The 13,727-nt window shown below is 66.9% G+C and carries 5 protein-coding genes; all 5 read left to right on the forward strand.

Annotated elements, in window-relative coordinates:
• The first annotated feature begins 11 nt into the window (after window positions 1-11).
• Genes pglX through C1701_RS21055 form a run of 5 tightly spaced genes read left to right on the forward strand, consistent with a single transcriptional unit; the run spans window position 12 to window position 13,546 of the window.
• On the forward strand, window positions 12-3,632 hold the full coding sequence (gene pglX, locus C1701_RS21035; RefSeq protein ID WP_103056479.1) for a BREX-2 system adenine-specific DNA-methyltransferase PglX: 3,621 nt from the start codon (window positions 12-14) through the stop codon (window positions 3,630-3,632).
• On the forward strand, window positions 3,629-7,456 hold the full coding sequence (locus C1701_RS21040; protein ID WP_030227514.1) for a hypothetical protein: 3,828 nt from the start codon (window positions 3,629-3,631) through the stop codon (window positions 7,454-7,456). Before pglX ends, C1701_RS21040 begins: the two co-directional genes overlap by 4 nt.
• Window positions 7,453-10,131 (forward strand): BREX-2 system phosphatase PglZ, encoded by a 2,679-nt coding sequence (pglZ, locus tag C1701_RS21045; RefSeq protein WP_103056480.1) that lies wholly within the window; start codon window positions 7,453-7,455, stop codon window positions 10,129-10,131. Before C1701_RS21040 ends, pglZ begins: the two co-directional genes overlap by 4 nt.
• Window positions 10,128-11,447 (forward strand): BREX system ATP-binding protein BrxD, encoded by a 1,320-nt coding sequence (gene brxD / locus C1701_RS21050; RefSeq protein WP_030227508.1) that lies wholly within the window; start codon window positions 10,128-10,130, stop codon window positions 11,445-11,447. The genes pglZ and brxD overlap by 4 nt, the downstream gene beginning before the upstream one ends.
• Window positions 11,444-13,546 (forward strand): DEAD/DEAH box helicase, encoded by a 2,103-nt coding sequence (locus C1701_RS21055; protein WP_030106725.1) that lies wholly within the window; start codon window positions 11,444-11,446, stop codon window positions 13,544-13,546. The genes brxD and C1701_RS21055 overlap by 4 nt, the downstream gene beginning before the upstream one ends.
• The last annotated feature ends 181 nt before the right edge of the window (window positions 13,547-13,727 follow it).

Below are 13,727 nucleotides of genomic sequence, written 5' to 3' on the forward strand. Positions count from 1 at the left end.
ACAGCGGTCTGATGGCCGGACGCGGACTTGGGTCGAACGACCTCGTGAAGGATCTGCGGAGACAGGTCACGCTGCTCGAGGACGATCTGCGGGAGCGAAGCGACCAGGAGGTCGAGTTCGCGAAGGCCCTGCGAGGGGAGTACGACGAGGCCTTCGACGCGGAGCGCACCGGCGCTACCTATGAGGCTTGGCGGGACGAGCGGGTGACGCAGGTCGCCGCCGCATGGGTGTTGGGCACGGTGTTCGTCCGGTTCTGCGAGGACAACGGTCTGATCGGGGTTCCCTTCATCGCGGGCCCCGGCGAGCGGTTGGCGGAGGCGGAGGAGCGTCACGAAGCGCACTTTCGACAGCGTCCACAGGACAACGACCGCGACTGGATCATCGAGGCGTTCCACCACCTCTCCGATGCCCACCCGACGACCGCCGGGCTGTTCGACCGCCGGCACAACCCGCTCTGGGAGGTGACCCCGTCATTCGAGGCCGCGACAGCGCTGCTCCAGTTCTGGCGACGCCGAGACGACGACGGGGAAATCCGCTACGACTTCACCGACCTGAGCACGCGGTTCCTGGGTGACCTGTACCAGGACCTGTCCGAAGCGGCCAGGAAGAAGTACGCGCTCCTACAGACGCCCGAGTTCGTGGAGGAGTTCATCCTCGACCTCACCCTGGAACCCGCCGTCGAGGAGTTCGGGCTCGACGGGTTGCGTACCATCGACCCAGCCTGCGGTTCCGGTCACTTCCTCCTCGGGATCTTTCATCGAGTACTGGAGAAGTGGCGCGCCGCCGAGCCGGGAACCGACGGCTGGCAGCTGATTCGGCGCAGCCTGGGCTCGGTGCACGGCTGCGACAAGAATCCGTTCGCGGTGTCCATCGCCCGGTTCCGTCTCCTGCACGCCGCTCTGGAGGCAGCGGGGGTGAGGCGGCTGGACAACGCTCCCGAGTTCCCGATCAACATCGCGGTCGGGGACTCGCTCCTCCACGGGCGTGGTGCCGCGGGAATCCAGGATGACCTGTTCACGACGCCGGAAACATACGCCTACGTCACCGAGGACGTCAACGGATTCGTTCGCTCCTGCGACCTGCTCGGTCGTTCCTCCTACCACGTCGTGGTGGGTAACCCGCCCTATATCACCGTGAAGGACAAGACGGAGAACGAGGCGTACCGTAGGCGCTACGACGCCTGCTCGGGCACCTACGCGCTCTCGGTACCGTTCGCCCAACGGCTTTTCCAACTCGCGGTCCGACGGGATGGTGACGAGCGCGGGGCTGGTTACGTCGGCCAGATTACCGCCAACTCGTTCATGAAGCGCGAGTTTGGTAGGGGCCTTATTGAGAAGTTCTTCTTCGGAAAGGTCAACCTTACTCACGTCATTGACACTTCGGGTGCCTTCATACCGGGACACGGCACTCCTACCGTAATCCTGATCGGAGTCAATCACCCGCCTCGGCGTGGTTCGGTTCGGGCTGTCCTTGGTGTACGTGGTGAGCCGTCCGAGCCACCAGTTCCCGCGCATGGCCGAGTCTGGACCGCGATTCTCGAACAGCTCGACAAGCCGAGTAGTGAATCCGACTGGATTTCCGTCGAGGACGTGGATAGTGAAAGATTCGCTCGACATCCTTGGACTTTGAGTGGAGGAGGAGCGGGGGTGGTGTTAAATTCTATTGTTCGGTCAACTCCGCACGTCCTCTCCCGGCGGGTGAACGAGGTTGGCTTCGGAGTCGTGACCAGGGAAGACAATGCCTACATGTTGACCGAGGGGGTGCTTCGCAGGAGGGGTGTCGGCGTTGATTCTCAGAGGTTTTTGGTCGAAGGTGACGCGGTCCGTGACTACTGTATCTATAACCCGACTCTTGCGTTGTGGCCTTATGATCCGAGCACGTTGAAACCAGTTGCATCGCCTGAATCGGAAAAATTGCTGTGGCCGAACAGGATGCTCCTTCGAGGGCGGGTGGCGTATGGTAAGACCCAACTTGAGCGAGGGCTCGGTTGGTTTGAATACTCCATGTTCTTTGTCAAGCGGTACGAGGTGCCGTTGTCAATCTCCTTTGCTTTTGTGGCTACGCACAATCACTTCGTTCTGGACCGTGGTGGGAAGGTGTTCAAGCAGACGGCGCCGGTGATCAAGCTTGCGGCGGGAGCCAGTGAGGATGAGCATCTTGAGCTGCTGGGGGTGCTGAACTCGTCGACGGCGTGCTTCTGGCTCAAGCAGGTGAGCCATGACAAGGGGAACGGCGGCGAAGGAGGCGGAATCGCGAGCGAAGGCTGGGAACGCTTTTATGAGTTCACGGGAACGAAGTTGAAGGAGTTTCCGCTTCCGGCTCAGTTGCCGTTGACCTACGGTCGCGCCCTCGACACGCTGGCCCAGCGGCTCGCCGAGCGGGAACCGGCAGCCGTGGCGGCGGCCGGCGTTCCCAGCAGGGAACGGCTCGACGCGGCACGGGGCGAGCATGAGCGAATCCGTCGCCAGATGATCGCGGTACAGGAAGAGCTGGACTGGACCGTCTACCATTCCTACAGCCTGCTGAATGACACGGAAGTAGCGGAGGTCGTCGCGCCCGACCTCGACGACCTCCCCGAGGTGAAGCTGGGTGAGCGGGCCTTCGAGATCGTCCTGGCCCGCCGGGTCGCGGCGGGCGAGCTCGAGACGGCCTGGTTCGAGCGACACCGCTCGACACCGATCACCGACATCCCGACGCACTGGCCGGCCTGGTACCGCGCCATCGTCCAGGCGAGAATCGACACCATCGAGAAGCGTCGGGACATCGCCCTCATCGAGCGTCCGGAGTGCAAGCGGCGGTGGTCGACGGAGACCTGGGAGAAGAAGGAGTCCGAGGCGCTGCGTGGGTGGCTGTTGGACCGTTGCGAGCGGCGCGACCTCTGGTTCGGACTTCGGGACGGCTTCGAACAACCGCGAACACTGACCGTCAACCAGTTGGCGGACGCGTTCCGTGGCGACACGGATACGCACGAGGTGGCGGAGCGGTACGCGATCGACCATCTCGGAAAACCGGAGTTGACGCTGGCCCAGGTCCTGGAGCGGCTCGTGGCTGACCAGCACGTCCCCTACCTCGCAGCCCTGCGCTACAAGGACCCTGGTTTGCGCAAGCGCGCCCAGTGGGAGGACGTCTGGAACCAGCAGCGGGAGGAGGACCGCACCGGCCAGAATCTGGATATCCCGGTCCCCCCGAAGTACACTTCGGGCGATTTTCGCAAGGTCAGCTACTGGGCTCACCGGGGGAAGCTGGACGTGCCCAAGGAACGCTTCATCTCCTACCCGGACGCCAGTCCGGACTCGGACCCGAGCCTGCTGCTCGGTTGGGCGGGCTGGGACCACAAGGACCAGGCCCAGGCACTGGTCAACATCATCAACGATCGAAGCTTCGAGGCGGGCTGGGACGCGGCCCGTCTCACGCCGCTGCTGGCCGGGCTCGCGGAGATCATGCCCTGGGTCAAGCAGTGGCACGGCGCGGAGGACGAGGAGTGGGGCGGGGTTCCCGCCGACGAGTACGCCGCGTTCCTCGACGAGCAGCGCGGCAAGTATCAACTGACCGAACGGGAACTCACGTCGTGGCGGCCCGAGCCTCGCATGCGCGGCCGGCGCGGCAACGCGAAGGATGGGCAGGGAGCGTGAACGACAGGTACCTGCGGGAGGTCCTCGACCTTCCGGAGTCGGTGCACGCCGGCGATTTCAAGGTGGATCTGACCGGAGGGTTCAGCGAGACCGAGGCTCGGGTCGACGAGTACGTTGTCACCGACCAGCTGCGCGGCGCCTTCGACCAGGCCCTCGGCGTGGTTGGCAAGGCGATGCGTGACGAGAGCGCACACGCCGCCTACCTCCACGGCTCCTTCGGTTCCGGTAAGAGCCACTTCCTGACCGTGCTGCACGCGATCCTGAACAATCACGCGGTCGCGCGCGCCAAGCCCGCCCTCCAGCCGGTGTTCGCCGCACACGACGAGTGGCTCCACGGCAAGAAGTTCCTGATGGTGCCCTACCACCTGGTCGGTGCCAGCGACATCGACTCGGCGATCCTGGGAGGTTATGTCGCCACCGTCCGTAGGCAGCACCCGGACCATCCCACACCCGCCGTCTACCGGGCGGACGCGATGCTCGAGGACGCGCGCAAGCAGCGGAGATTCCTCAATGACGACAGGAATTTCGCAGACTGGCTCGGCGACGGGAACTCGGCGTCCACCACGGCGTCTCACGGTGGCGACGTGGACGACCTCGACGTCATCGAGGGCACTGAGATCGGCGGCTGGACGAGCAGCGAACTGGACAGGGCCTTTTCCGCCCCCGCCGGTGATCCTGTCCGCGACGCCCTGGTGTCCGCTCTGCTGTCCGGCCCGATGTCGTCCTACGTCCGGGGCGCCAGCGGCGACGCGGCGGCGTTCATCCCGCTGGAGAACGGCCTGTCGGTGATCAGCCACCACGCCCGCGATCTCGGATACGACGGGCTGATCCTCTTCCTCGATGAGCTCATCCTGTGGTTGCAGGCACACATGGCCGATCAGCAGTTCGTCAACACCCAGGTGAACACACTCGTCAAACTGATCGAGTCGGGTGACGCCGACCGCGGCCTCCCGATCGTGTCGTTCATCTCCCGCCAGCGTGACCTTTCCAAACTCGTCGGCGAGGACGTCACCGGCGCCGAGGTCAAGAACCTCGAAGGCCAGGTGCACTACCTGGCGGGCCGGTTCGACACCATCTCCCTGGAGGACCGCAACCTGCCTGCGATCATCAAGGAGCGGGTCCTCAAACCCCTCCCCGGTGGCAGGGAGATCCTGGACCAGGCGTTCGCCAGTATCGAATCGAGCAAGGCGGGCGACCGAGAGATCCTCCTCGACGCGAGTGGCGCTACCGGTGCCGACTGGCAGGATTTCCGCGACGTGTACCCGTTGTCCCCCGCGCTGCTGAACGTGCTCGTCGCGTTGTCCGGCGCGTTGCAACGGGAACGGACGGGCCTGAAACTGCTGCAGGAAATGCTTCGCCGCCGTCGGGACGACATGAAGGTGGGGCAGCTCATCCCGCTGGGCGACCTGTGGGACGTGCTGGCCGACGGTACTGGCGAGGCGTTCACCGATCACCTACGCAAGGAAGCCGAGGCGGGGCACCGGTTCTACCTCAAAGCGCGGAACCACCTGAGGGACCGCTTCGGCGAGGGTACCCAGCTGTTCGAAGCGATGGACAGGTACATCAAGACGCTGCTACTCGCCGCGCTCGCTCCGGACGTGCCGGCCCTGACGCGGCTCACCGGTGCTCGGCTCAACGCACTCAACCTGGGCTCCATCCGGTCGCGAACCGTGCCCCCAGGCTCGCTGGTGGTAACCAAGCTGCGAGACATGCAGGCCGAGTTCGGGGAGCTCCGGTCCGATAACGAGCGAGACCCAGCGTTCCGCCTGCAACTTTCGGACGTGGACATAGATCCGCTGCTCGAGGACGTGGGCGAGCAGGACACGCTCGGGGCGCGTCGGATCTGGACGAAGAAGCGGTTGTGGAGCCAGCTCGGCGTGGACAACACCGAGGATTTCGTGGCCGAGCGCGAGGTGGTCTGGAGAGGCACCCGACGTACCGCCGAGTTCGTCTTTGCCAACGTGCGTGACGGCCGGGACCTACCGGATATCCAGTTCACACCGAGTGTTCCGGGGCGAATCCGGGTCATCCTCGACCACCCGTTCGATGATGCGGACCAGTCTCCGCTCAGCGACGCGGCCCGCGTCACCCATCTGCGGCGCAGCGGGCTCAATGCGCCCACACTGGTGTGGCTACCGCACTTCTTCTCCCCGCGCAGGTCAGCGCAGCTCGGTCGGTTGCTCAAGATCCGGTACCTGCTCGAACGTGACCGGCTCACCGACTACGCGGCGACCTACTCCGAGGAGACTCGGGTCAAAATCCGGCACCAGCTGCAAGCCCAGCGCGACAACCTGGAAACGCAGCTGGTGGCAGCGCTACGTCAGCTCTACGGCATCGCCCAGGCCGACGAGTCGACCATCGGCAAGGAGGTGGGCGAGGACGGGCACGTCCGGTCCCTGCTGGAGGGGTACACCCCCCGCCTCACCGGCGGCACGACGTTCGAGGACAACGCGCTCGTCCTCGCGGATGGGCTGTTCGACACGCTCCACCCCAAACATCCCGACTTCGATCCCCAGCGAAATCGCAAGGCCATCGGCTTGGCGGACCTGCGCACCGCGCTCAGTTGGATTGGTCGTGCCCTGGAAGACGGCCAACGCAGGGTGGTCGTCGACCGCGCGCACCTCGCCCTGGTGAAGCGGGTCGTCCACCCATTGGAACTGGGGGAAGTATCCGACGGGCCGCTGAACGTCTCCACCGAGTGGAGGCGCCGTATCGAGCAGGCCGCGACGAAACACGGCGTCACCGGGGACTACCGGGTGGAGGACATCCGATCCTGGATCGAGGAACTCGGATACACCGGGCTGGGCAGGGCCGTCAGCGGCCTGATCATCACCACCTACGCGTTGCTCGCCGATCGCGCCTGGCTGTTGCATGGTTCACCACTTCGTGAACCCCCGGACCTCGACAGAATCGGACCTGGTCACTCGCTGCGGGCACAGGCGCTACCCACCGCCGAGGAGTTCGACCGGGCGCGGCAGCGGGCGGCGGTGCTGTTCGGTGTGCACGTTCCAGAAACGTTGTTCACGCGGAACGTCAACCGACTCGCCGAGGCGGTCCGACAGAAGGCTGAGGTCCTCGAGGGCCCGGCCGCCGATGTACGGCGGGAGCTGGACCGTCACGGCGCGGCACTGGGGATCGCAGATGCGCGGGACGTGCCTCGTGTCGTCTCCAGTCGAGACGCGGCGAACCTCCTCGCTCGGATCACCGCGACGACGGGCGACGCGACGGCTCTCGTGCGGCAACTCGCCTCCGCGCACCACGCCACCGCTGACGAGACGCTCGCCGTCGCGATCAAATCCTCGCGCGAAGTGCGTGCGGCGCTGGGTGGGTTCGACTGGAGCCTGCTGGATTCGCTGCGGCAGTTCACTGGGCGAGGGGATTCCGTGGGTGACCGTGCCGACGAGCTGCTGCGAGAGATCGCGGAGGTCAGTCAGGCTGATCAGTTCACCAGGGACCTCCTGCCGCTCCTCAACGCGGTGAGGCACCGGGTGGTGGCTCTTGTCAATGAAGCGGCGCGCCTGGTCGGGAATCAGACGTTGCCGACTGGCCCCGACTCGCGGCCCACTTCATCAGGTGCGGTGTCCCAGTCGAACGGCGTCGAACGGGGCGCCGCCGCGGCTCCGTCTCCCGAACCGGAACGACACACCGTCAGCGGAGGGCGGGCGAAGATCAGCGCCAGTGCGGTCGAGCGGGAACTGGACCGGTTGGTCAGCGAGTTCGGTGCGGAGATCCGCGCCTACGCGCGAGGCAACCCGGGCGCCGAGTTCCGGCTGAGTTGGTCGGTGGTCGGCGAGCGACCGGGTGGAGAGGACACCGCCGAATGAGTGCGCCCCCGACGGTGGACCGTCGGATCGTGGAGGCGATGGTCGAGGACTGGTTGCCGCACGCCAACGGCCGTCGCCTCCTCCTGGTCTACGGTCGCTACTCCGACGGCGGCACCTCGTTCACCCTCGTGCGGGGCTCCGAACGGGTGCGGGTGCGCGTCACCGATCAGCACTCGGTCCTCGGGATCGTGGAGGTCTGGCAGGACCACCAGCGTCGCCGAGTGGAGAACGAGCTCCTCGTCGTCGCCACCAGTGTGCCGGACGACCAGCTCGGTTGGGAGCTTCGCGCGCACGCGATCGGCCGGTCCACCCGCACGGTGGACCGAGCTCGGATCGTCGCTCAGCGCTTCGGAGCCGTCTCTGTGGACACCCGTATCCGCCGGGACACGTGGCTGGTGGACGCGCTTCTGGACGCGGAGCCGCCGGAGGGCTGGCCTCGCGGCGGGTCCGTGCTCACACGGGACACCGCCATCCGCTCACTCATCGGCGCGCGACTGGGACCCCGGATCCTCGGGGACGGCGCCCTGGACGCGGGGGCGTTGCTGGACTGGACCCGAGACCCCGCCGGGCCGGTGCGGTTCGCGTCACTGTCGGAGGCCGAACGCGCAGGGCTGGTCGACTGGCTGGTGGAAGCGGTGGGTGAGGCGGCGGTGGTGCTGATGCGGCTCGTCGCGGAGGGGCGTGGCTCCGACGTGATGCCGCTGGGCGTGGTCGGTGCCGCGGCGACGGACCCTGGGGCAACGGTGGACACCGCGTTCGCGTTTGGCAGCCTGATCGGAGGTACTCGAACGGAGGAGGTCCGGGCTTTCACCGCGGCGGTGGCTGGGACCCTGCAACGGTGGGTCAGCGAAGCGGCGTCGAGCCGCACCGGTGACGCCGCCCGACATCGGGTGATGGAGGTCGTCCGTCGGGCGGACCGGATCGCCGACGCCGCGAACCTCACCGAGAGCCTCGCCGAGAACGACCTTCTGCCGTCGACGTTCACCCGACGCCTCCGGGCCCTCGCCGGTGCGCTGGCCCATCCCGCCCGGGCACGCTCAGAGCACCTTAACCACGCGTTGTCCGCGGTCCGCGACCACGCGCTCGCCAGGCTCGAACCCGCCCGGGTTCGACCCGCCGAGATGGCCGCCCGACTGGCCCGGTGGCTCGCCGAACCGACCCCCGAGGTGACGTCCGTCGCTGCTGGCATCAGTGGTCAGATGAACACCTGGTCGTGGGTGGACCGTGCGGTGACGGCACTGGCGCAGGGAGACCCGTCCGATGACCCTGTCGTCGGCCAGGCATACCGCGCCGTGTGCGAGGCGGCGCGGAAGCGTCGAGACGCGTTGGACGAGGAATTCGCGACGCATGTGGCGCGTTGGACCCAGCATGCCTCAGCACAGGAAAGCGCCGGCTGCCTCCTGATCGAGCAGGTGTTGGCCGACGTCGTCGCTCCGCTCAAGGGCAAGCCCGCACCGCTGCTGATCGTCCTCGACGGGATGAGTGGTGCTGTCGCGGTGGACCTCGCGGAACAGCTCGCCGGCAATCTGTGGCACGAGGTGACACCCGATGCGGGACGTCGCACGGCGGCCGTCGCGGCCCTCCCCTCAGTGACTCGGGTGAGCCGAGCGAGTCTCCTCACCGGCCAGCTGGGAGTCGGCGGCCAGGCCGATGAGGAAAAGGGGTTCCGAGCGTTTTGGCAACACCAGCACCGCAAAACCGCCTTCCTGTTCCACAAGGCTGATATCCCGGGTGAGGACGGGTACCGCCTCTCCGATTCCTTGCTCGGCGCGATCTCCGACAGCACGGCGGTGGTCGGAGTCGTGCTCAACACCGTTGACTACGCCCTGGACCAGGGCCGCGAAGGCGATCGCACCCAGTGGTCGCTCCGCGATGTCACCTACCTGCCGGAGCTGTTGGACGCCGCTCGGAGCTACGGCCGCCCCGTCGTCCTCACCTCCGACCACGGCCACGTCCTCGCCCGGCCGGGCAGCGAGCGGACCTCCGCGCCGGGGGCGGAGTCGGCGCGGTGGCGCACAGGAGAGCCGAAGGCGGGGGAGATCGCGGTTACCGGGCCCCGCGTCATGTACGGGCAGGATGACCTGGTGGTTCCCTGGCGGGAGGACATCCGGTACACCTCGGCCAAGAATGGCTACCACGGGGGCGTGTCCCTCGCGGAGATGACGGTTCCCGTTCTGGCGTTCCTCCCTCCCGGAGGGGCGGAACCGGCGGGGTGGACCGTCCTGTCCCCCGAGGTTGTTCAGCCTGACTGGTGGACGGGACGCACACTCACCACCGAACTCGGCACCGGGAAGCGGGGCGGCTCGCGGAAATCGCGAGCCACCGAGGACGTGGTTCCGTTGTTTCCCGTCGAGCCGGCCACGGTCTCGCTCGGCACCCAGGTCGTCGCCACCGAGATCTATCAGGGCCAGTGTCACTTCGTTCCCAGGGCACCGGACGGGAAAGTCGTCGCTGATGTCATTGATGCTGTGGTGTCGGCGGACGGCATCCTCAGCACGGCCGCCGTCACCACGGTCGCCGGACGCGCGGCGCGCCGGCCAGAGTTCTTCGTGACCACCCTGCAGCGTTTGCTGAACGTCGACGGGTATCCCGTCCTGTCCGTCGTCGACGGCGGACAGCGGCTCAAGCTCGACGTCGAGGTGCTGCGAACGCAGTTCGGAGTGAGGGGACCATGACAGCCACCAGCGAAGCCCGTCGCCGGGAGATCATCGACGCACTTCGCCGCGGCACCGTACCCCAGAACGGACTGGACCTCCTTGCCGTGGGACTGGACCGCTTCGACGCCGCCATCGACGAGAACCTCGTGACGGTCGCGAGTGGGGGAGCCGCTTTCCACGCGATTCGTGGCGAGTACGGCGCCGGCAAAACCTTTTTCGCCCGCTGGCTCGCGGAGAAGGCGAAGCGTCGCGGCCTGGCGACCGCGGAGATCCAGATCTCCGAAACCGAAACGCCACTGCACCGTCTGGAGACGGTGTACCGCCGCCTCACGGAGCGGTTGACGACGGCGACACACCAGCCGAGCGCGCTGCGCGCCGTCATCGATTCGTGGCTGTACACCCTCGAGGAGCAGGTCCTCGAATCCGCCGACGTGGAACCCGAGGACGAGGTAGCGCTCGCGCGGCGAGTGGACGAGCTGCTGGAGAACCGGCTCGCTGATGTGGCGCGCACCACACCCGCGTTCGCGGCGGCGCTCCGAGGCTACCGACGAGCCGTTGAGGCGGGCGACGGAGCGACGGCGGAGGCGATCGTGGCATGGCTGGGCGGGCAGAAAGCGGTCGCGGCCGCCGCTCGCCGCACGGCCGGAGTGCGGGGGGATCTCGACCACTTCGCAGCCCTGGGTTTCCTGCAAGGCTTGCTGCTCATCCTGCGGGACTGCGGCCATCCGGGGCTGCTGCTGGTGCTGGACGAGACGGAGACCTTGCAGCGTGTCCGCGGTGATGTCAGGGAAAAGGGGTTGAACGCGCTGCGTCAGCTGCTCGACGAGATCGACACTGGCCGGTTCCCCGGACTGTTCCTGGTGCTCACGGGGACACCCGCGTTCTTCGACGGCCAGCAGGGAGTCCAGCGGCTACCCGCACTAGCGCAGCGGCTAGCGACTGACTTCACCACCGACGCCCGCTTCGACTCTCCTCGGGCGGTGCAGCTCAGGCTGCCAGGCTTCGACCACGACCGTCTCAGGGAGTTGGGGCGCAAGATCCGCGACCTGTACGCGGTGGGTGCACGTCACCCGCAACGGGTTGTCGACGTGGTCGACGACGACTACCTCGGCGTACTCGCGCGGGCGTTGGTCGGTGAGCTGGGGGGACACGTCGGGGTCGCGCCGAGGATCTTCCTGCGCAAGTTGGTGGCGGACGTCCTCGATCGGGTTGACGAATACGCCGAGTTCGACCCCCGGAAGCACTACCAGTTGACCGTCACCACCCATGAGCTGGTCGACGACGAGAAACGAGTCGTGACCAGTGCCGACGATGTCCCGCTGAACCTGCCATGACCGACCCGGTGACCCGCTTGCATCCGGTAGTGGTGCACCACGTGGTCAACACTCTCGGCTGGCGAACCCTCCGCCCGTTGCAGGAACAGGCCATCGAGCCTGTCCTCAACGGGAAGGATGCCTTGCTGCTGGCCCCGACAGCAGGGGGCAAGACCGAGGCGGCCTTCCTCCCCGTCCTCAGCGCGATGGAGGATCAGGGCTGGACGGGTGTATCGGTCCTCTTCCTGTGCCCGCTGAAGGCCCTGCTCAACGACCTCCTTCCCCGCCTGGCGAGCTACGGGTCCTGGGTGGGCCGACGCGTGGACTTGTGGCACGGCGACGTATCCACCTCGAAACGCCGGAAAATCCTTCGCGATCCTCCGGACGTTCTGCTGACCACGCCGGAATCCCTCGAATCCATGCTGGTCAGCCCGAACGTGGACCACCATCGGTTCCTCTCCGGTGTGCGCGCGGTAGTGATTGACGAGGTCCACGCCTTTGCGGGGGACGATCGTGGCTGGCACCTCCTCGCGGTCCTCGAAAGACTCTCGGTGCTGACGCAGCGACCCATCCAACGTATTGGGCTGTCCGCGACCGTGGGAAACCCGTCGGAGCTGTTGGCGTGGATGCAGGGTTCAGGTCAGGGGGCCCGGCCGGGAATCGTCGTCGCACCCCATTCAACGGCGAGGACAGGCCCGCCGCCCGGGGACATCGAACTGGACTACGTGGGCTCGGTGGACAACGCGGCCGCCGTCATCGCCGCACTCCACCGCGGGGAGAAGCGGTTGGTGTTCTGCGACTCCCGCCAGCTCGTGGAGGAAATCGGCGCCGCCCTGCGTGCTCGCGGGGTGACGACCCACCTTTCGCACGCCTCCTTGTCGCTGGACGAGCGACGTCGCGCTGAGCGCGCCTTCGCGGACTCCCGAGACTGCGTGATCGTGGCTACCTCGACGCTCGAACTCGGCATCGACGTCGGAGACCTGGACCGTGTCGTGCAGATCAACACCCCTTCAACGGTCGCGTCCTTCCTGCAACGGCTGGGGCGGAGCGGCCGCCGAGCCGGGACGACCCGGAACTGTCTCTTCCTCGCAATACGCGAGGAGGCGCTGTTGTGGTCCTCGGCGTTGCTCCTGTTGTGGGGGAGGGGCTACGTCGAAGCTGTCCAGCCCCCAGCCGACCCTCGACACATCATCGCCCAGCAGACCCTCGCGTTGTGTTTGCAGGAACAGGCCATTGATCGTGCGACATGGCAACACGCCTGGAACGACCTGCCACCGTTCGACAGCGGAGCCGACGCGGTCCTGGGCTACCTACTCGGCGAGGGGTTCATCGAACAGGACGGGCCGATGATGTTCATCGGTCCCGAAGCCGAGCGTCGGTTCGGCCGCCGAAACTTCATGGACATGACCGCTGTCTTCACGGCCCCACCCCAGTTCACCGTGCTCGAAGGGCGCCGGGAGGTCGGCCGTGCCGACCCCGCGTTGCTGACCGAGAAGGTGGAAGGGCCGAGGCTTCTGCTCCTGGCGGGCCGGAGCTGGAAGGTCACCTGGATCGACTGGAAACGACGTCGTTGCTTCGTTGAGCCAGCCGATTACGGTGGCCGAGCCCGTTGGCTCGCACCGGGGACAGGGGGCGTGAGTTTCGCGATGGCACGGGCGGCACGGGACGTACTGTTGGGCGCCGACCCCCCCGTGGTGTTGACCCAGCGCGCCCAACGGCTACTCTCCGAACTCCGTGATGACCGAGATGGGTCCGTTCACCCGGCGGCAACTGTCATCACCCGCTCACACCATGCCACGCGTTGGTGGACCTGGGCCGGATTCCGGGCCAATGCTACTCTCACAGCCTCGCTGGCCTGGGTCGCAGAAGAGAAGCGGACGTTCGACGACGTGTCGATCCGACTGCGCGGCGATCTGACGCGGGAGTCGTGGCGGACGGGGAGCCGGGAAGCACTGGAACGGGTGTGCCTGCCAGAGGTCGACGAACGGGCGCTGCGCGGACTGAAGTTCGCCGACGCGCTCCCACCGCACCTCGCCGAGGCGACACTCGCCACCCGCATGGCCGACGTCGACGCCGCTCGAGCACTGTTGGGCGGTGCTGTGCGTTTCGTCGCCCGTTGACCGCTAGCCGAACACCAGCGGGCGCACCTGGGACAGTGTCGGGTCGGCGAACCTCTCGACGTGCCCGTTCTACCCAGCGGGAAGGACCTCCTCGCGACGGCCCGCCTCGGCCACACGCCACCCCCCGACGAGCCCTGCGCCACATCGCGGGCCGGTCGAAAGCTGATCACCTCCCCACCGG

Source organism: Actinoalloteichus sp. AHMU CJ021 (assembly GCF_002895405.1).
Lineage (GTDB): Bacteria > Actinomycetota > Actinomycetes > Mycobacteriales > Pseudonocardiaceae > Actinoalloteichus_B > Actinoalloteichus_B caeruleus.

What these genes read in the sequence shown, in the direction of transcription:
- pglX (WP_103056479.1), top strand. Translation starts at nt 12, where the DNA reads ATGGCCGGACGCGGACTTGGGTCGAACGACCTCGTGAAGGATCTGCGG.
- pglZ (WP_103056480.1), top strand. Translation starts at nt 7,453, where the DNA reads ATGAGTGCGCCCCCGACGGTGGACCGTCGGATCGTGGAGGCGATGGTC.
- brxD (WP_030227508.1), top strand. Translation starts at nt 10,128, where the DNA reads ATGACAGCCACCAGCGAAGCCCGTCGCCGGGAGATCATCGACGCACTT.
- C1701_RS21055 (WP_030106725.1), top strand. Translation starts at nt 11,444, where the DNA reads ATGACCGACCCGGTGACCCGCTTGCATCCGGTAGTGGTGCACCACGTG.